Origin of the sequence: Janthinobacterium sp. 61 (assembly GCF_002846335.1) — a bacterium.
Lineage (GTDB): Bacteria > Pseudomonadota > Gammaproteobacteria > Burkholderiales > Burkholderiaceae_D > Janthinobacterium.
On record NZ_PJMQ01000001.1, the window covers coordinates 604562 to 622315 of the forward strand.

Annotated in this window: 16 protein-coding genes and 1 pseudogene; 10 read left to right on the forward strand and 7 right to left on the reverse strand. The window is 59.5% G+C overall.

Annotated elements, in window-relative coordinates; genetic code table 11:
• Positions 1 to 78 precede the first annotated feature (78 nt).
• Positions 79 to 1827, reverse strand: a complete 1749-nt coding sequence (locus CLU92_RS02780; protein WP_101480625.1) for a serine hydrolase — start codon at positions 1825 to 1827, stop codon at positions 79 to 81.
• Between the two features lie 572 nt (positions 1828 to 2399).
• Between CLU92_RS02780 and CLU92_RS28075 the strand changes: the two are divergent.
• Positions 2400 to 3321: pseudogene (locus tag CLU92_RS28075) on the forward strand (IS3 family transposase); the annotation flags it as partial.
• A 166-nt stretch (positions 3322 to 3487) separates the two neighbouring features.
• On the opposite strand, the gene CLU92_RS02795 reads toward CLU92_RS28075, so the two are convergent.
• Positions 3488 to 4954: a PLP-dependent aminotransferase family protein gene (locus CLU92_RS02795; RefSeq protein ID WP_101480628.1), complete on the reverse strand. Its 1467-nt coding sequence runs from the start codon at positions 4952 to 4954 to the stop codon at positions 3488 to 3490.
• Positions 4955 to 4964: 10 nt separating this feature from the next.
• A complete protein-coding gene (locus tag CLU92_RS02800; protein WP_101480629.1) occupies positions 4965 to 5549 on the reverse strand; it encodes a LysE family translocator in 585 nt (194 codons plus the stop codon).
• A gap of 345 nt (positions 5550 to 5894) precedes the next feature.
• Between CLU92_RS02800 and CLU92_RS02805 the strand changes: the two genes are divergently transcribed.
• The gene (locus CLU92_RS02805; RefSeq protein ID WP_101484460.1) at positions 5895 to 6197 is read left to right on the forward strand and encodes an HNH endonuclease; all 303 of its coding nucleotides are present in this window, start codon (positions 5895 to 5897) and stop codon (positions 6195 to 6197) included.
• Positions 6198 to 7216: 1019 nt separating this feature from the next.
• Here the strand turns inward: CLU92_RS02805 and CLU92_RS02810 are convergent.
• Complete coding sequence (locus CLU92_RS02810; RefSeq protein ID WP_101480630.1) at positions 7217 to 7636, reverse strand: hypothetical protein; 420 nt, start codon at positions 7634 to 7636, stop codon at positions 7217 to 7219.
• Positions 7637 to 8104: 468 nt separating this feature from the next.
• On the opposite strand from CLU92_RS02810, the gene CLU92_RS02815 reads away from it, so the two are divergent.
• The 6 genes from CLU92_RS02815 (at position 8105) to CLU92_RS02840 (ending at position 12737) form a co-directional block, all read left to right on the forward strand.
• Positions 8105 to 8572, forward strand: coding sequence for an SRPBCC family protein (locus CLU92_RS02815; protein WP_101480631.1), 468 nt, complete (start codon positions 8105 to 8107; stop codon positions 8570 to 8572).
• A gap of 153 nt (positions 8573 to 8725) precedes the next feature.
• Positions 8726 to 9619 (forward strand): creatininase family protein, encoded by an 894-nt coding sequence (locus CLU92_RS02820; protein ID WP_101480632.1) that lies wholly within the window; start codon positions 8726 to 8728, stop codon positions 9617 to 9619.
• A gap of 57 nt (positions 9620 to 9676) precedes the next feature.
• Positions 9677 to 10948 (forward strand): YncE family protein, encoded by a 1272-nt coding sequence (locus CLU92_RS02825; protein WP_101480633.1) that lies wholly within the window; start codon positions 9677 to 9679, stop codon positions 10946 to 10948.
• 141 nt (positions 10949 to 11089) lie between these two features.
• Positions 11090 to 11461: a VOC family protein gene (locus tag CLU92_RS02830; protein WP_101480634.1), complete on the forward strand. Its 372-nt coding sequence runs from the start codon at positions 11090 to 11092 to the stop codon at positions 11459 to 11461.
• A 27-nt stretch (positions 11462 to 11488) separates the two neighbouring features.
• Entirely contained in the window at positions 11489 to 11824 is a 336-nt protein-coding gene (locus CLU92_RS02835; protein ID WP_101480635.1) for a hypothetical protein, read from the forward strand.
• 274 nt (positions 11825 to 12098) lie between these two features.
• The gene (locus CLU92_RS02840) at positions 12099 to 12737 is read left to right on the forward strand and encodes a phasin family protein (RefSeq protein WP_101480636.1); all 639 of its coding nucleotides are present in this window, start codon (positions 12099 to 12101) and stop codon (positions 12735 to 12737) included.
• Between the two features lie 112 nt (positions 12738 to 12849).
• Here CLU92_RS02840 and CLU92_RS02845 read toward each other — a convergent pair whose 3' ends face one another.
• Entirely contained in the window at positions 12850 to 13869 is a 1020-nt protein-coding gene (locus CLU92_RS02845; RefSeq protein ID WP_101480637.1) for an alpha/beta hydrolase, read from the reverse strand.
• Between the two features lie 105 nt (positions 13870 to 13974).
• Complete coding sequence (locus tag CLU92_RS02850) at positions 13975 to 14865, reverse strand: LysR family transcriptional regulator ArgP (RefSeq protein ID WP_035817600.1); 891 nt, start codon at positions 14863 to 14865, stop codon at positions 13975 to 13977.
• A 204-nt stretch (positions 14866 to 15069) separates the two neighbouring features.
• On the opposite strand from CLU92_RS02850, the gene CLU92_RS02855 reads away from it, so the two are divergent.
• Complete coding sequence (locus CLU92_RS02855; RefSeq protein ID WP_070312363.1) at positions 15070 to 15675, forward strand: LysE/ArgO family amino acid transporter; 606 nt, start codon at positions 15070 to 15072, stop codon at positions 15673 to 15675.
• Between the two features lie 4 nt (positions 15676 to 15679).
• Here CLU92_RS02855 and CLU92_RS02860 read toward each other — a convergent pair whose 3' ends face one another.
• The gene (locus CLU92_RS02860) at positions 15680 to 17122 is read right to left on the reverse strand and encodes a coniferyl aldehyde dehydrogenase (RefSeq protein WP_218973436.1); all 1443 of its coding nucleotides are present in this window, start codon (positions 17120 to 17122) and stop codon (positions 15680 to 15682) included.
• Between the two features lie 147 nt (positions 17123 to 17269).
• Between CLU92_RS02860 and trxC the strand changes: the two genes are divergently transcribed.
• Positions 17270 to 17722, forward strand: a complete 453-nt coding sequence (trxC, locus tag CLU92_RS02865; protein ID WP_101480638.1) for a thioredoxin TrxC — start codon at positions 17270 to 17272, stop codon at positions 17720 to 17722.
• Positions 17723 to 17754 lie beyond the last annotated feature (32 nt).

Below are 17754 nucleotides of genomic sequence, written 5' to 3' on the forward strand. Positions count from 1 at the left end.
TTACAGCGGACAGTCAGAGGTTTTTTCTTTTAACTGGTCTCGACATGCTCGTCCATCACTCAGGCGCAGGCCGCCTCTTTAGTCGATTTGGACACCGCTACGCTCTCTAGAAAAGACGACATTGAGCACCCGCGGGTTGTCGACGATGAATCCGGTGATCCGCTGACGGCTGTCACGGGTAAAACGCAATAGGTCTTGATCATCGACGGTCACAGTGAACGCGTCCTCGAAAACCGGATTCATCGGTTTAGTCGCCTCGCGCTGCACTTGCTTGAATAGCTTGCCGTCTTTCGCAACGATGGTCCAATGCACGTTGATTTCCGGACTAAAATAAGTTCCGGTATAGTCTTCCAAGTGTATGTAATCTGTTTGAATAGGGCGTACTCGATCCAGTTCGACCGGTTCCCCAGACTGATATACGATATTCAAGAGCTGACGCTTATCCTGCTTCGAAAACTGAAAGGTATTCTCCGTTTTTCGCGGTAATCGGAAACGCTGTTCGCCGCTCTGCTCCAGGGCAACACGTTCCCGCTGCGGCGCAATATACCAAAGTTGACCGTCCTTGAGCTCAATGGTATGGAGCGACTGAGCGTAACGGTCAAGATAAACGCCGGTGTAGCTCGCGAGCTCGGATTCCGAAGACATCGTCTTTCGAGCGGGCGCAATGACAGCATCCTTCGCAGTTTGATTCGAGGAAGTCGCGCCGCGTTTCTTGATCTCCTCGGCCAGGAAAAGATCGGCCACTTTAAAGCTGAGCAGAGTCTGGTCTACGCCGTCGACATTACATAAAACCATTGCAGAAAATCTCTCGTCGGGCAGCCGCAACAACTGCGCGTGGAAACCTGCGGTATCTCCAGCGTGGTGTACCGACCTCATTCCGCGATAAGCACCATCGACGATCAGTCCACGTGCATAGCTCAAGGCGACACCGTCGCTTCGAACAGCATTCTCTTGCATCTGCTTGACCAGCCATTCGCCACCAACGCGTGATTCGTAGAAATTCTGGTCCCATTTCGCTAGGTCCGACACGGTGGTCAGCACGCCCGTATTGCCTACCTGCTCCCAGTTGACGTCCTTCATGCTGAATCCGCCGCCCCCCACTGGTGCATAGCCCATTGCACGCTGCGCTACCACGACGTCGTACTTGTCACGAAGACGAGTGTGGTGCATACCCAGCGGTTGAAAAATACGGTCCTGCAGGAATTTCCCGAAATTCCTATGGCTGACTCGTTCGACAATCTTTGCCAGTAAGAAGTAATTCGTATTGCTGTACATGTAATGCGATCCCGGTGCGAAATTCAACGACCTCTGCCGCAGAATGACCGCCATCGCATCCGCATCTGACGAATAGTCAACTTCACGCACACCAGTCCCCATCGTCATAAGAACCGTATAGTCCCGCAAGCCGCTAGTATGCGACAGCATTTGATCGACTGAAATCGCCGTGCCGTAATTGTGCATCTCAGGTAGATGCTTGCGAATATCATCATTCAGAGAGATTTTTCCATCCTGCACGAGCAACAGAATGGCCGCAGCCGTGAATTGCTTGGAGGTCGATCCAATGGCAAACAGTGTTTTTTCTGGATCAATAGGTACGCCAAATTCAAGACTGGCGTTTCCGTATCCCTTTTTGTACACAAGCTCGCCGTTTAGGATCACGCCGAGTGCGCAGCCCGGGCTGTCGGCGGCATAGGCCGAAAACAAGGCATCCACACGGCGTGCAAGTTCGGCTTTTTGCAAGGTGTTGTTCACGTCGGCCATCGCTGCTGCGCTGAAAAAGATGGGCGCAATTGAGAAAAAATGCCGGCATGTTGCAAGGAAGTTCATTACGACCTTTCATTAAAAGACGCTGCATGGTTATAGTCCGGTCAGGTGCACAAGTTCGATCGTTGTGCTCCTTTGCGGAAAACACCTTCGATTCCACGGACGCCGGCTTCTGGCCAGCGTTTTCCTTCAGCACCAAGATGAAATGCTCCCATGCTCATGAGGAGCCTGTTTGCACGATAAGAGTTCCGAAAATAGTAAGCATCAACTCCTTCATTGGCGGGCTGCAGCAAGAGTGAATTCAGCAATCCGCTGCTGACCGGTAGTTGCCGGATGCTACCCAGTCCCAAATCAGCAAACTCTGCCTCCAATTGTCAACGGCCTCAGAGGATAGCAAATTACCAAATGGGGAAACTCACACATTGTTACGTCAACGCGAATGGCTGCTCCTGGCAATGCAGGGTTGATGAAAATGGCCATCGCAACCGATTGCGCGTGCCAAATTTGGCAGGTTTACCTGCATGAAAATTACGACGATTAGCCCAGTTGGAAGGCCAACATACAAAAGTCACCTTCCTTGGAGTCTTTAAAAAATACTGGAACAATCCAGCAGGGTAATCCCTCCCAGCAAATGATCGCGTTTAAAGCTGGAGGACGAAAACCGGCGCCTGAAGAAGATGTATGCCGAAGAGCGCTTAAAAGCCGAGATCGTCGACGAGGCCCTGACAAAAAAATGGTAGCGCCATCTCAGCGGCCGGAGATGGCGCAATGGGCCGTGGCCCAGCGTTCAGCCACCATAAGAATGGCCTGCCAAGCACTATCCAGGCCTGCAATCGCTAACGCGCCAAGCTCGATGCGGAAAACGCTGTCGTGGCTGACTGGCTGCGACGCCTGACCAGCGAGCAGCGCAACTGGGGCTTCGGCCTGTGCTTCCTGTCTTTGCGCAACGTGAAGGGCTTTAAATGGAACCGCAAGCGCGTCGTCTACCGGATCTATCTCGAACTGGAACTGAATTTGCGGATCAAGCCACGCCATCGGCCGGTGCGCGAAAAACCGCTGCCGCTGGCCGTGGCTGTACAAATCAACGAGAGCTGGTCGATGGACTTCATGCACGACCAACGGGCTGATGGCCGTAGCATCCGCTTGTTCAACGTGATTGACGATTCCAACCGTGAGGGACTCGGCATCGAGCTTGATTTCTCATTGCCGTCCGAACGGGTCATCCGGTCCCTTGACAGTATCATCGAATGGCGTAGCAAACCCTAGGCCATTCGCTGCGATAACGGCCCGGAGTACATCAGCGCCGTGACGCCGGCCTGGGGCGCCAGGCGCGGCATACGCATCGTTTTTATCCAGCCTGGCCAGCTGCGGCAGAACGCTGATGTCGAGCGTTACAACCGCACGGTGCGCTATGACTGGTTGGCCCATCACTTGTTTGAAACGTTCGAGGATATCCAGGACTTCGCAAGCCGCTGGCTGTGGAATTACGATCACGACCGGCCCAACATGGCACTTGGCGGCATCACGCCAAAACAGAAGCTTGCCTTGGCCGCTTAACCTCTACTTTTAGCGCGCTCTGGAAATGGGCGGATTACCCCGATGATTTTCCGTTCTCTAGGTGAATTTCAGAGTCATCGCATATCTCAACCAGGCAGTAGCCGCCTCGGACTGAATACTTTGGCTGTCACGATGAAGTGCAAAGGGAAAAGGGCGCAGCCGATACTCAGGACTTGCCCGCGCTGCTGGCGGCGCCGCTGGCGCGCGCCAGGCTCGAGCGCGCGCCAGCCACCGCGCGCAGGCGCTCTTCAAGATAAGCGCTCACGCGGGGATGCTGGCTGAAAGCGACGTTGAAGCGGATGTGCTGGTCGGGCGTGTCGTTGGCCGAGAACGCCGCGCCGCGCATCAGCAGGATCTTGTTGCGGTAGGCATCCTGCACAAGCAAGTCCACGTCCAGCCCTTCGGGCATGCTGCCCCACAGGAAAATTCCTGCGTCGCCGGGCTGCTCGAACAGCACGCCGGCCGCGCTCAGTTGCTGCGTGCTGGCGTTGCGTGCCACCATGATTTTGCGTTGCAGCCGCTCCAGGTGCTTGCGCAGGTTGCCGGCCTTGAGCACTTCCAGCAGAACGTATTCGTTCAGCGCAGGCAACGTCATGATGGCGTGGATCTTGGTTCGCATCAGCAGTTTGAGCAGGGCAGGCGCTGCGGCCAGGTAGCCCATGCGCAGGGCCGGGCTCAGCGCCTTGCACAGGCTGGAGTAGTAGATCACGCCGTCCAGTCCGGACAGCGATGCCAGCCGCGTGCTGTGGGCCTGCTGGAAATGGCCGTGCACGTCGTCTTCGGCGATCAGGAAGCCATGCTGCTGCGCCATGATCAGCACCTTGTGCAGGTTGGCGGCGCTGCTGCTCCACCCGGTGGGATTGTGCAAAGCCGTCTGCACGAACAGCAGGCGCGGACGGTGCGCGCGGCAGGCGGCTTCCAGTTCATCCAGGTCGAGGCCATCGGGGCGGCGCTTGATCGGCACCAGGCGCACGCCGTCCTGGCGCAGCCTGCCGAACATCAGGAAGTATCCGGGGTCTTCCACCATCACCGTATCGCCGGGCTGCAGGAAGGTGCGGCAGATCAGATCGATTGCATGGGTGCCGCCGAAAGTGGTGAGGATGTGGCTGGCGTCCGCAGCGATACCGATGCCGCGCAACAGCAGCGCGACCTGTTCGCGCAGTTCGGCCAGCCCTTGCGGCGGACAGCGCGAGGCCATGCCGGCTGCGCTGCGCGCCAGGCCACGTTGCACGGCGGCCGCCGGCAGCGCATCCTGCAGCCAAGTGGGCGGCAAGGCGCCGCTGCTTGCCAGCAGCACGCCCGGCCGCTGGTCGTTCACTTGCTGGCTTAGCCAAACGGGTTCCTGCTCCTGGCCCGCTTCCAGCGCCACCTCGTCGGGAATGGCGTGGCTGGCATCAGTTGGTGCGCAGACGAAGAAGCCCGCCGTGCCGTGCGTATCGATGACGCCTGCGGCCACCAGCCTGTCATAAGCCACCACTACGGTGTTGGTGCTCACCGCGAGCTGCGTGGCGAGCTGGCGGATCGACGGCAGCTTGGTCCCGCCAGGCAGGACGCGTTGCGCGATCTGCTGGCGCAATGCGGCCTCGATCTGCTTGAACAGGGCGATGGGTGAGGAGCGGTCGATGGCGAACATGGGTAGAAGTCTAGCGTAAAAACATCACGGCGAGGACCAGCAGAATAGCACCCATCGCCAGATTGAATATGCGCTGGTTGCGGGGCGCTTTCAGTACGCTGCGAATCGAGACGCCGAACAGCGCCCACATGGTGTTGCACGGCATGCCCACCACGGTGCCGATCACGGACACCAGCAGCGCGTTGGCGAGCATGTTGCTTTGCGAAGGCATGAAGACCGACGCCATGGTGATCGCCTTGAGCCAGCTCTTGGGATTCAACGCCTGAAACAGCGCCGCCTGCGCAAACGACACGGCCTTCGGCGCGCTGCTTCCCGCCACCGAGGCGCCGGCAAGCTTCCAGGCCAAAAACATCAGGTACAGCGCGCCCGCGATCCGCAGTCCCTGCTGCGCCATCGGGTACGCGACGAAGACACTGCCCAGCCCCACGCACATGAGCATGGTCTGCACAAAGATGCCGACCTGGATGCCGAGGATCACCGGCAGCGCACCGCGATAACCGAAATTGGCGCCGGTGGTGGCCAGCATGACGTTGTTTGGCCCGGGCGTGGCGGACATCACAAAGCAATAGCTCATCAGGGGCAGGAGTTCGGTCATGGTATGCAGTCGCAGCGTGGAGAAGGCCCCAGTCTAGAAGCGCGGCACGGCAGAGACAAGGCACAAGGCGCCGCATACAAGCACATGCTGTATCAATCGAACGACTGCTACAGCGGCGAGACAGGCCGGCCCGTCCGGACAAACTTCAGAAACGTCGTTTCATCTGTTACCGCTTCAAGCTGTTCGTGCATGTCATCCCTCGTCGTTGGATCAGGCAGCCACGACATATTGCAAGAACTATGGGGCAGGAAAGTGCAGGCGGGCCGGGCTAGCGTCTATTTTGGCGTGATGGCCCTAGGGGCGAATGATATAGTGGCGGGAATGTATACACTGAAAGAAACTGCCATGAAAAACGACGCAAGCGCTCGCCCGAAAGCAAGTCAAGCCCCTGCCAGGCTCAGCAAAGGGGACTTCGTCACCGCACTGCGCAAACTGCTGCAAGAAGCAGGAAAGGCCGGCGAGACCAGTGTGGACGTGCGCGCTGCGACCCTGCACACCGACGTTGGCGTGTATCCGGCGCGCGGCCATTCGATGCCGACCTGTTGCACGGTGATGTATGAAGAGATGCAGCCGGGTGACGAGATACTGCTGACGCCACCCAGCGGCAAGGGACCGACGCTGCTGGTACGGTATAAATTCCCGCGCTGAAAATCGTGGTCTTAGAGACAGTTTATAACTTGGCGGAGATGTAGGCGATGCAGTCGCAGCGAAGCCTTTGCCAAGTAATTCCTGGTCTCTGATTCGTCCATGCGCTGCTCGTCATCACGCACCAATCGTCGGTAACTTACAATCTATCGGCTTTTCATCATTCAAGAATTATGGATCAGGAGAGTCCAAGCTGCTGTCGGCGATGTAGCCCGCCAATCGGCTCCGTCTGCTTCCGCCCCAGTGCAGTCATTCAGTTTGCCAGTAGTCGACTGCTGCGGGAGGCGCTCATTAAATCGGGTTTTACCTGACTAGTGTCAAGCAGTAAAAGCGGTCCGCTCCACTTTCTGGTTTTGGGTCCGGGCCACGAACCCATCCCAAAGACGCATACAGGTGAACCGCAGCCCCCAGGTCGCCCCAAGTCTCGAGTTCCAGGGAAGAGCTTTACGGATTGACATTGCTACCTTTTAAGTGAATCAGAGTAATGATTCTATGCGAGGGCTTCTTGTCAGTCGAGTGAGCGCCATTCTTCCCATCAATCACGGACCGTCTGGTATTGGCCGTACTCGGTTCAGAGCAGGGGGCGCTTCTTGTTCATGCGAGAAGCTATCGAATTGTCGCTCCGGAAGTTCTTTCAATTGAACCGGCACCATTTTCGTAACGCCGCCATCTTCGTATCTAGCCTCAATGTCATAGTCCGCTGACTCGACGAGAGCGAAAGACACTTCCCTACCGATACGCGTTCCAATGCCGTGGCAAAAAAGAGCTGCTTGACGACCTTCCAATAATGGCTTCAATTGATGAGCGCGAAGCGCTGCAATTTTATATGGTAAGCCGTCTAACAGTCCGCCACATTGAATGCGTCTCAACCCATTTGGGATTAGTCCAGGGGATTCGCAGTTATGCGGTTGCACTTGCTTCGTTTGACGATGCGAATATATAGCTTTGAATTCTTGCCTCCACTACAGTTGAGATAATAGCTGCTTTCCAGTAATCCATCCGCTTTTGGCTGAACCCGAGCGTTAATCAGAGACAATGCGCTGTCCCACCTCGAATTCATTCTCATGGCAATAAAACAGGATAAGCGGCGTGTCGTTCGAATAGACCATTGCATCGTCACGTGAAGGGACAAAAATATCCGACCAGTTTTCGACCAGGAACTCGCTGCTGCATAAGAAACAGTCGTTTTCTCCAAACACAACTACGACCTGCTGAATTTCAGGCACGCGCGCACGTAACCACTTGGTTGCGATGGCCGCATCATCTCCAAATTCGATTCGTTCGATTGAGCCAACGGTGTTAACGTTCAAGCCGAGATGCGTCTTCGAGTCATGAAGGCCCACTAAATCATATGCACGGCGCGCACTCTCGGCATTCAGCCAGGCGATATTCGCGGAGTGATGCTCCAGCTCCTGAATCCTCCAATGTGTTGTGTTCATCATCTCTTAAAATCCAATATGCTCACCGCCTTGACGAGCGGGAATTTGTCGTCGAACCGGGCCAACGCTTTCAGGATGGTATCGTACCAGGGTGTGAAATACACGGCTCGTTACTTGTCTTGACAGGGGCGGCTCTGTTTGCTGCCATATTAATGCCAGCCTCCTTAAGCCTGGGTCCAAACAAGTCTGCCATCATGGCCTGACTGTGTCTGCGACAAGTGCCGCCAGAATTTAATTATATTGATATGGCCGACAAACTACAGTGTATCCTCCCATTCCGGCAAGGCTGTTTTTGTCGATGCAAAGGAAAAGCTGCGGTGTTTGTTTCGGCTAGCGGAGTATCTTTTGCTTGGCGCAATGATCATGCAGATACTGCATGATGAATACTATGCCGCAGACCAATATCCCGACGCTGCACGGCGCCGGATAGAAGGCTTAATTACTTCATCAAAATGATAGAGAGATACCCAATTGACGCATATCGAAGAAAGCATCCACATTGCAGTCGCGCCCACGGTCATTGACCAAATTTGGAGCGAAGTCGACCGATGGCACCTGTGGGATCCGGACACAAAGCAAGCGCGGCTCAATGGGCCATTTGCGGCTGGGACACAGGGCAGGATAGTTCCCAATAAAGGGATGGGTATTCCGATGGTGGTTACCGAGCGCTCCGCAGGCCGCTCGTTCACCGTCGAGGGCTACATCCTGTTGTTCCGTATCCACTTCGAGCACACGGTTACTGCCGTAGACGGGGGATCGGAAGTCGTTCACCGCGTGTGGTTCACTGGAGCGCTTGCCTTTCTGTTCGGGCCTGGCGTTGCCAAGCAGGTTCGGCAAGGGCTTCCCAAAACGATGCGCTCACTCAAGGCCTATGCCGAGAAGCGCAACGAGACTCTCCATGATGGCGAGGTGGGCGAGGCCAAGGTGACAACAGGTTGATAGATAGTTTCCCCTCGTCAATTCCTTGCAAAGTGCCGCGTCAAATTAACGTGCCCTTCCCGTCATGATGGAATACAATTCCTGCGTGGCAGCCAGCGTGCCTGGCAAGGCCGGGCACGGCGTCACGCTTTGACCTTGGAAAGATGTTTGCTTATGACTCTGCAGTTCCCCCTGCCGAATGTGCCCCTTGCGCCGCGCGCGCCCTCGATTCTGCTCCAGCCATTCGGCTCTCTGTTTACCCTGACCCTGTTCTGCCTGATTCCCGCAGCGTCCGCTGTGGCGGCCGCGCCTGCCAGCAACAGCGTCATGCTGGAAGAACTGACCAGCTCGGAGTTGCGCAGCCGTATCGACCACGGTGCCACGACAGTGCTGGTGCCGATTGGCGGCGTCGAGCAGAGCGGGCCGTATATCGCGCTGGGCAAGCACAATGTGCGCGCCGGGCTGCTGGCGCGCCAGATTGCGCAAAAGCTGGGCAATACCATCGTCGCACCCGTCGTTTCCTACGTGCCGGAAGGCGCGATTTCTCCGCCGGCCGGCCACATGCGCTTTGCCGGCACGATCTCGATACCGCCAGCCGCCTTCGAAGCCGTGCTGGAAGGTACGGCCACCAGCCTGCGCCAGCATGGTTTTCGCGACATCATATTCCTCGGTGATCACGGTGGGTATCAGAAGAACGAGCAGAATGTGGCGAATAAACTCAACCGTGCCTGGGGGAAAGCGTCTGCTGCCAAAGATGCCCGTGCGTATGCCTTGCTCGACTACTATGACATTACGCAATCGCAATATATTGCCGATCTGCAAAAGCGCGGCTACAGCAGCGCCGAGATCGGCCTGCATGCGGGCTTGGCGGACGCGGCACTGATGCTGGCGACGGACCCGTCGCTGGTGCGCAGCGAAGCCATGGCCCACGGACCCAAGCCCGGCGTGGCGGACGGCGTGCGCGGCGACGCCACCCGCGCTACGGCTGAATTGGGCCAGATCGGCATCAAGCTGCAGGTGGACACCTCGGTGGCCGCCATCAAACAACTGCTACAACGTAACAAGTAAATTCTCCGCCGGAAGTGCTTAACTTCTGGCTTTTGCAACGAAAAGATGCGAAATAACATGAAAAAAACTCAACGACGTACTATCGTCACCTTGTCCGCCCTGGCTGCCGCGCTGGCAGGCCTGGGCATGGCCAGCCAGGTCATTGGCGCCAGCACGCCGGCCCCTGCCGCTGCGGCGCCGGCTGCCGCCTATTCTCCGCTGCCGGGCATGCCGCCGCTGGTCGATCCGAAAAACGTGTATGGCAGCATTGCCAGCAGCAATATGAGTCCCGTCGTCAAGGATCACTTGCGCCGCGTCTACGTGCCCAACCTGCGCTCGAACGATGTTTACGTGATCGACCAGGACAGCCTGAAAGTGGTCGACAAGTTCAAGGTCGGCAGCGGTCCGCAGCACGTGGTGCCCTCGTGGGACTTGCGCACCCTGTGGGTGGCGAACAACGCCGAACGCACGGACAAGGGCAGTCTGACCCCGGTCGACCCTTTGAGCGGCAAGCCGGGCAAGGAAGTGCCCGTCGATGACCCCTACAATATGTACTTTACGCCGGATGGCAAGTCGGCCATCGTCGTGGCCGAAGCGCGCCACCGTCTCGATTTCCGCGATCCGAAGACCATGGCGGTGCAGTATTCGATCGACACGCCCCAGTGCGGCGGCATCAACCATGCGGATTTCTCGAATGACGGTCGCTACGCCATGTTCACCTGCGAGTTCGACGGCACCATCGCCAAGATCGACCTGGTGGGGCGCAAGGTCGACGGCTACCTGAAATTGCAGATGCCGGCCAAGCGCTTTGCCGAGTCCGGTCCCGTGGGTGGCCCCGCGAATGAAATCTGTAGCGTCAAGAAGGGCATGCCACAAGATATACGCATCTCGCCGGACGGCAAGAAATTCTATATCGCCGACATGGATGCCGACGGCGTGCACATCGTCGATGGCGCCACCCTGAAGGAAATCGGCTTCATCCAGACGGGTGTGGGCGCGCACGGTCTGTACCCTAGCCGCGATGGCAAGAAACTGTACGTGGCCAACCGCGGCACGCACCGCATCCACGGCAAACCGAAGGGCAAGGGTAGCGTCAGCGTGATCGATTTCGCCACCGAAAAAGTGGTGACGCAGTGGCCGATTCCCGGTGGCGGCAGCCCCGATATGGGCAATGTCAGCGCCGATGGCAAGTATCTGTGGCTGTCCGGCCGCTTCGACGATGTGGTGTATCGCATCGATACGAACAGCGGCGACGTGTCCAAGGTGAAAGTCGGCCAGGAACCGCATGGCCTGACCGTGTGGCCTCAGCCGGGCCGCTATTCGCTGGGCCATACGGGCAACCTGCGCTAGGCGAGGCAGCTGCACGGTCATCGTACCGGGGCTCCTGCGCGGGCATACTCCGCCCGCGCAGGAGTTGTTGTTTTGATTGCCTAAAAAGCAATATTGGCGCATACTGTGCTTCCTGTCCCCTTACCTGCAAGGAGCACCATCATGATTCTTGATCACATCGGTTTGAATGTCAGCGATGCACAGGCCAGCAAGGCCTTTTTTTCGGCCGCCCTGGCGCCCCTGGGCGTGTCGGTGGTGATGGAAGTGCAGGGCTGGGTCGGCCTGGGCAAGGACGGCAAGCCCGATTTCTGGTTCGGCGTGGGCGGTGCGCCGCATGCCGGCATGCATCTTGCCTTCGCGGCGGACAACCGAGCTCAGGTGGACGCGTTTTACAAGGCCGCGCTGGAAGCAGGCGGCAAGGATAACGGCGCCCCAGGCATCCGCGCCATCTATCACCCGAATTACTACGGCGCCTTCGTCCTGGGTCCGGACGGTCACAATGTCGAAGCCGTCTGCCACCATCCCGAACCCTGACACCGTTCATTAACAAAAGAGAGCAGCATGAAGCACAGCGCCACCCTGTTTGCCGACGATGCCGGCCGCTATGCCTATGTGAAAGCGGGTTTTTCCTGGCCGGCCCTGTTGCTGGGCTCGTTCTGGGCCGTGGCCAAGCGCCGCTGGTGGCTATTGCTGCTCATGCTGGCGATGGATGCATGCCTGTGGTTTGGCAGCCATTTGGCCACCGAACTGCGCATTGGTCCGATGATGCTGCTGATGGCCGCCGCGGAACTCAGTTACCTGCTGGCGCGTGGCTGGTATGGCAACCGCTGGCTGGAAGCCTCGCTGCGCAGCCATGGTTACAAGCCCGTCGTGCCGGCCACGGGCACTGCCCGTTGAGCGTGCCTGGCACAGAATTTCTTTCCCCTCACTGACGTTTTGCCAGGGCAAGCCGTCCAGCCGAAACTTTCTGCGCAGCTTAACGCACGTTTGATCCAGATCATCCCTCACCTGCGGTGCTCGCGTAGCCTTGGGACTCGCGTTGCAAAGCATCTTCCCACCAATCGGATATGTTTTTTCGCGTTTCGTGGCGTAGCCCGGTCGTCTGCTTCACCGTTCGACAGCCGGTGGTGTCGCCTTGTGTCTACCCAACCGCTATTGAATGAGGAATTTCATGTATCCATATTCCCGTAGTGTTACCCCTGCCGTCAAAAACCACCTGGAAGCGCAACTGGCTTTTTTCAATAGTCTGTCGAAGTCCTTGTTCCAGTCGGTGCAGCACTTTAATGACCTGAACATGCAGCTGGCGCAAGGCTTGCTGGAAGAGGCCACTGTCTCCAGCCAGAAGCTGCTGACGGTCGAGCGCGCTGAAGATGTGTTCCAGGTGGCTGCCGCTGTGGGCCAGCCAGCCGCCGAGCAACTGCGCAAGTACCAGGAACAGGTATCGCGCCTGGCAGCCGATACGCAGGTCGAACTGGCCAATGTGGCAGAGCGGCATGTGACTGAAGCGAGCCGCACTGCCAAGGCCCTGGCCGAAGAAGTGGCCCGCACGGCTTCGGAAGAAGCGCAGAAAAACGTGCGCAAGCAGCAGGAAGTCATGCAGCGCGTCGCCGTACCATTTCAGGCCAACCATCAAAACGGCGCCAACCGCGACCAGCAGCGCGGTGCGCAAAACCGTGAGGGTCAAAGCCTGCAAAGCGCCAGCCAGCAAGGTAGTCAGCAGTCGGCCGGCAGCGAAAGCTCCGCCAGTGTCAGCGCATCGCAAGCGGGTTCGGCACAAAGCAAAACCAGCGGTGCAAGCCGTAAAGAGTAAGCGGGCTGCTGCTAGCCGATGACAGCTGAATACGCATCGCGAGGGGCTAGCCTTGGGATGCGCTTAGCTGGCGCAGCATCGTGCGTCGTGGTCCGGGCAGAACGCCCGTTCTTCAGGGGGCGGGCGTTTTGTCGTGGGCGCGCGCGGCGCCAGCCTGCGTGACGGCGCTCTGCGCCTTTGCCGGACGTGGCAGCGTGGCGGGGATTTCCCGCCCGTCCGTGGCCGCGCCCATATTACGTGTCAGCGTGGTATCGACCTTGCTGTTGGCGTCGATAAAGGCGCTCACGGCGTCCAGCGTGGGGGCCAGCATGCGCAAGGGGCTGGCCAGCGAAGCGACCAGGGTGGTATGGCTGACCTTGTCGAAATACGTTTCCGTCACGGGCCTGGCCAGCGTCCGCAAGGCACTGGCAAGGCCACCCGTGTTGCGCTGTGGATTGACCAGCTTGTCCTGCCCGGGCAGGGGGGCTATCAGCAGGGCGGGCGGGGCTTCGGCGGTTACGTGATGGATAGGCTGCGAAGAGGCGGGCGTGTCCGGGTAAAAGAAGACGGGCCGGGTGGTGGTGTTTTCAATCGGCAAGAAATCATAGGGACCGGCCAGGCCTATCCAGCCCCGCAAGTCGTGCGGGTGCATGCCGTGGCGTGCCAGCAGGCTGGCGTCGAGCGCCACCATCGCCGCATTGTAAGCGCCGGCGCTATGGCCCATGACGAACAGGCGGGCGGGGTCGCCGCCATGGCGGCTGGACTCCATCGCGGCCCAGGCCACGGCGCGGGCCGCATCTTGCAAGATCTCGGGGTAGTGCACCTCCGGATATAGCCGGTAGTCGGCGATCACGGCCATGTAGCCGCGCGCAGCGAGCGCGTGGCCAACGAAGGCATAGTCTGCGCGCTCGCCCGCCGTCCAGTTGCCGCCATAGAAGAACACCACCACGGGCACGGGTCCCGTGCGGATTTTTGGGACATACACATCGAGTTTTTGCCGTGGCAGGGGGCCGTAGGCCAGGCCCCGCGTCACTTGCGAGGCGCTGCCGGACGACAAGGCATTGATGGCGGTCAAGGGCGAGCAGGCAGCCAGGCCTGTGGCCAGCGGGATGGCCGCCAGCAAACCGAGCAATGTAGTGCGCAGGATCGTCATGCTGGCTCCTGATACTTGTGGGTGATGCTTGCAGTGTAGACCAGGCAGGGCAGGGCGCGCATGGGGAAGTTGCTGTCCGTCATAGATAAATGTTGCATGCGACAATCAATCCTGCAGCAGCCATTTGCGCGCCGTGGCGATGACGGCGTCCGACAAAGTGCGCGTGAGCGGCGTCTGGATATCCCAGGCATGCCAGGTCAGGGGCACGTCGAGCGCTTGCCCCGCCGCCACGTCGACGAGCCTGCCGGCGGCCAGCGCCGTTTCCGCCTGCAGCAAAGGCACCATGCCATAAGCATAGCCCGCTTCGATGAAACGCACGAAGTCGCGCGCCGAACCGAGCACATGGTGCGGATAGCGGCCCGTGTAGCCGAGGCGGTGCTGCAAATAGCGCTCGTGCAGGGCATCCTTGCTGCCAAACGTGATGGCGGGCGCCTGGCTGACGGCCTCCACTGTAAAACCATGGGGGAACCATTGCTGCGCAAATGCGGGCGACGCCACGCACAGGTAGCGCATGCCGCCCAGCGGCGTGGCCGTGGTGCCGGCCACCAGGTCGTTGGCGCTGGTGACGCAGGCAAACACGCGTCCTTCGCGCAGCTGGCTCAGGGTGTGGTCCTGGTCGTCGAGACGGATGTCGAGCAGGCAGGACGGCGGTGACAGCAGCGGCCCCAGCGCTTCCGGGATCCAGGTGGCGGCGCTGTCGGCGTTGACGGCGATGGCCAGCGCCGGCAATTGCGTGGTGGGGCCGGGCTGGGCGTCGAGCGCCGCCTCGAGCAGCTTGACTTGCCGGTAGTGGGCGATCAGGCGCTGGCCCGCTTCCGTGGGCAGGGGCGGGTGGCTGCGGATGATCAACAGGGTGCCTTCCAGGTTTTCCAGGGTGCGTATGCGCTGCGACACGGCTGGCTGGCTGATCGCCAGCGCCTGCGCGGCCTTTTCAAAGCTGCCCAGGCCGATTACGGCGTCGAGGGCGGCCAATCCACGGTAATCGACGACGCGCATAAGTTTCTCTTATATATGGTTAGAATCATTCATTATACTTATATTTACTTTTTCTTTACACTGTTGAAATAGGGTAACAACTCCACTCTCCCGCGCGGTCCTCCTGGTTCCGCTACACCCTCCACTTACCTCTGATGACTTTGCCGTTGCCGGCAGAGCGTGGGCGGCCGTGCGCGTGATGGAAAGCAATGGAAAGGAATCGATATGGACAGCGCAATTTTCTTGAAAGGCATGGGGCTCGGAGCGAGCCTGATCGTGGCCATCGGCACGCAAAACGCATTCTTGCTCAAGCAGGGGCTAAAGCGCCATTACGTGCTCACCTGCATCCTGGTGTGCTTGCTGTGCGACGCCATCCTGATCACGGCCGGCGTGGCCGGCATGGGCACGTTCATTGCCGATAATCCTAATTTCCTGCTGTGGGCCAAGGCCGGCGGCGCCACGTTCCTGATTGCGTATGGCTTGCGCGCTGCAAAGTCGGCCTGGCGTCCAACGGCCATGACAGTGTCGGCTGCCAAGGCGCCCGAAGGCTACTGGGCCGTGATCGGCGCTGCGCTGGCGTTCAGTCTGCTGAACCCGCACGCCTTCCTCGACACGGTCATCCTGCTCGGTTCCATCGGCGGCCAGCATGAAGGCGTAGGACGCTTCTACTTCGCCGGCGGCGCCATCATGGCTTCGGCCCTGTGGTTCTTCCTGCTGGGCTTTGGCGCCCGCTACCTGGCGCCCGTGTTTGCCAAGCCCATGGCGTGGCGCGTGCTCGACGGCATCATCGCCCTCGTGATGTGGGCCATCGCTGCCTCGCTGTTCTTGTAAGGCATCAACGCGTCAGGAAGGCCAGCACGCGGCTGGCCAGCTGGCCATACGGCGGCCACAGCAGTTTCAGCGCGCTGTAGCGGGCCTGGTAAAACACGGGCCGCAGCTTGCTGAAGGTGTGAAAACCTTCCACGCCATGGTAGTGGCCCATGCCGGACTCGCCCACGCCGCCGAAGGGCAAATCGTGCTGGCCCACGTGATACAGTGCATCGTTGACGGACACGCCGCCCGACATCACCGTGTCGATCAGCAGTTGCACGGTATCTGCCTGATTGCTGAATGGATAGATGGCCAGCGGGCGCGGCCCCGCGTTGATGCTGTCGATCACCGTGTCTAGGGTCGCATAGCCGCGCAGCGGCAGGATGGGGCCGAAGATTTCGCGCGTCAGCAGCACGCTGTCCTCGGGCGCATCGAGCACGATGTGCGGCGCGATCTTGCGCGTGGCCCGGTCGTAGGCAGGCCCTGGCAGCAAGGGAATCACTTGTGCGCCCTGTTCCCGCGCTTCGTCCAGCGCCTGCAGCAGGCGCTCAAAGGCGGCCTCGTCGATGATGGAGGTGTAATCGGGCGTATCCAGCCGCGGGTAGCGCGTGGGCATGATCTGGCGCGCGTGTTCGACGAAGGCGGCGATGCTCGCTTCGGGCAGCCAGGCGTGGTCGACGCTGGTACAGATTTGCCCCGCGTTCAGGTATTTGACAAACAGGATGCGCTCGGCGGCCGTGCGCAGGGGAAAGTCTGCGCAGACGATGGCCGGCGCCTTGCCGCCCAGTTCCAGGGTGACGGGGCACAGATTGCGCGCGGCTGCCGCCATGACGGCGCGGCCCGTCTGGCCGGACCCCGTGAACAGCAGGTGGTCGAACGGCAGCTGTGAAAAAGCCATGCCCACGCCGCCTGTCTCTTCAAAAAACTGCAATTTTTCCGGCGGGAAGTAGGCTGGCATCTTCTCGATCAGCAGCCGGGCCAGGTGGCGCGAGTTTTCGCTCATCTTGACCATGGCACGGTTGCCAGCGGCAAAGATGTAGGTCAGGGGAACCAGGCTCAGATTCACAGGAAAATTCCACGGCACGATGACGCCCACCACGCCCAGCGGCTGGGGAAGCACGCGGTTGCGGGCGCCCAGGAAATTGCGCCAGTCCACGCCACGGCGCTGCGGTTTCATCCATTTTTTCAACTGTTTCAGGACATGGGCGATGCCGTCGATGGCGGGAAAGATCTCCGCCAGCAAGGTTTCGTGCCGGGAGCGGTTGCCATAATCGGCACTGATTGCCTCGCACAGCGCCTCTTTATGGTCCTGGATGAAGCGCTGCAAGGTTTGCAAGTCGCGCTTGCGCTCGACAAGCGTGGGCACGGGGCGGGCCAGGTAGGCTGCATGCTGCAAGGCCAGGGCGGCGCCGAGTTCTGCGTGGGCTGGCTTGCTGCTCAAATCCATGTTTTCTGCGACATCGGGCATTGTTTTCCTTGGCTGGCCGGGCAATGTGCGCGCCGTTCCAGCACACTATAGTGGAGTATTGGCAAATGCGCCGCCAGCGTGCCGACGGCGCTGCACGATACACCGTAAAATGTTCGGCAACTGTACGCTACCCATTCCAGGAATGCCATGACCTCGACCAACCCAGATTCCCTGCACATCGTGTGCCCCCATTGCGACGCCGTCAACCGCCTGCCGGCAGCGCGCTTGATTGAGCAGCCCACTTGCGGCAAGTGCCAGAAGGATTTGTTTACGGGACAGCCCGTGGACCTGGCCAGCGCCCGTTTTCTCAAGCATATCGAGCGCAGCGACATACCCGTGCTGGTCGACTTCTGGGCGCCCTGGTGCGGCCCGTGCCGCAGCATGGCGCCATTCTATGTGCAAGCCGCCAAGACACTGGAGCCCGCGTTCCGCGTCGTCAAGGTGAATACGGAAGCGTCGCCGGACCTGGGCAGCCGTTTCAATATTCGCAGCATTCCCACCCTGGCCCTGTTCTCGCGTGGCGTGGAAGTGGCGCGCCAGCCGGGCGCCATCGATGCACAAGCCATCATCGCCTGGGCGAGGGATAAAGCGCGCCTTTGAGCCGCTGGGCAAACCATCATGGTTTTCCATTT

Coding starts and splice junctions, on each gene's coding strand:
- CLU92_RS02825 (WP_101480633.1), top strand. CDS start 9,677: ATGAAAAAAACTCAACGACGTACTATCGTCACCTTGTCCGCCCTGGCT.
- CLU92_RS02820 (WP_101480632.1), top strand. CDS start 8,726: ATGACTCTGCAGTTCCCCCTGCCGAATGTGCCCCTTGCGCCGCGCGCG.
- trxC (WP_101480638.1), top strand. CDS start 17,270: ATGACCTCGACCAACCCAGATTCCCTGCACATCGTGTGCCCCCATTGC.
- CLU92_RS02780 (WP_101480625.1), bottom strand. CDS start 1,827: ATGAACTTCCTTGCAACATGCCGGCATTTTTTCTCAATTGCGCCCATC.
- CLU92_RS02805 (WP_101484460.1), top strand. CDS start 5,895: ATGAAAAACGACGCAAGCGCTCGCCCGAAAGCAAGTCAAGCCCCTGCC.
- CLU92_RS02850 (WP_035817600.1), bottom strand. CDS start 14,865: ATGCGCGTCGTCGATTACCGTGGATTGGCCGCCCTCGACGCCGTAATC.
- CLU92_RS02860 (WP_218973436.1), bottom strand. CDS start 17,122: ATGCCCGATGTCGCAGAAAACATGGATTTGAGCAGCAAGCCAGCCCAC.
- CLU92_RS02855 (WP_070312363.1), top strand. CDS start 15,070: ATGGACAGCGCAATTTTCTTGAAAGGCATGGGGCTCGGAGCGAGCCTG.
- CLU92_RS02845 (WP_101480637.1), bottom strand. CDS start 13,869: ATGACGATCCTGCGCACTACATTGCTCGGTTTGCTGGCGGCCATCCCG.
- CLU92_RS02810 (WP_101480630.1), bottom strand. CDS start 7,636: ATGATGAACACAACACATTGGAGGATTCAGGAGCTGGAGCATCACTCC.
- CLU92_RS02800 (WP_101480629.1), bottom strand. CDS start 5,549: ATGACCGAACTCCTGCCCCTGATGAGCTATTGCTTTGTGATGTCCGCC.
- CLU92_RS02830 (WP_101480634.1), top strand. CDS start 11,090: ATGATTCTTGATCACATCGGTTTGAATGTCAGCGATGCACAGGCCAGC.
- CLU92_RS02835 (WP_101480635.1), top strand. CDS start 11,489: ATGAAGCACAGCGCCACCCTGTTTGCCGACGATGCCGGCCGCTATGCC.
- CLU92_RS02840 (WP_101480636.1), top strand. CDS start 12,099: ATGTATCCATATTCCCGTAGTGTTACCCCTGCCGTCAAAAACCACCTG.
- CLU92_RS02795 (WP_101480628.1), bottom strand. CDS start 4,954: ATGTTCGCCATCGACCGCTCCTCACCCATCGCCCTGTTCAAGCAGATC.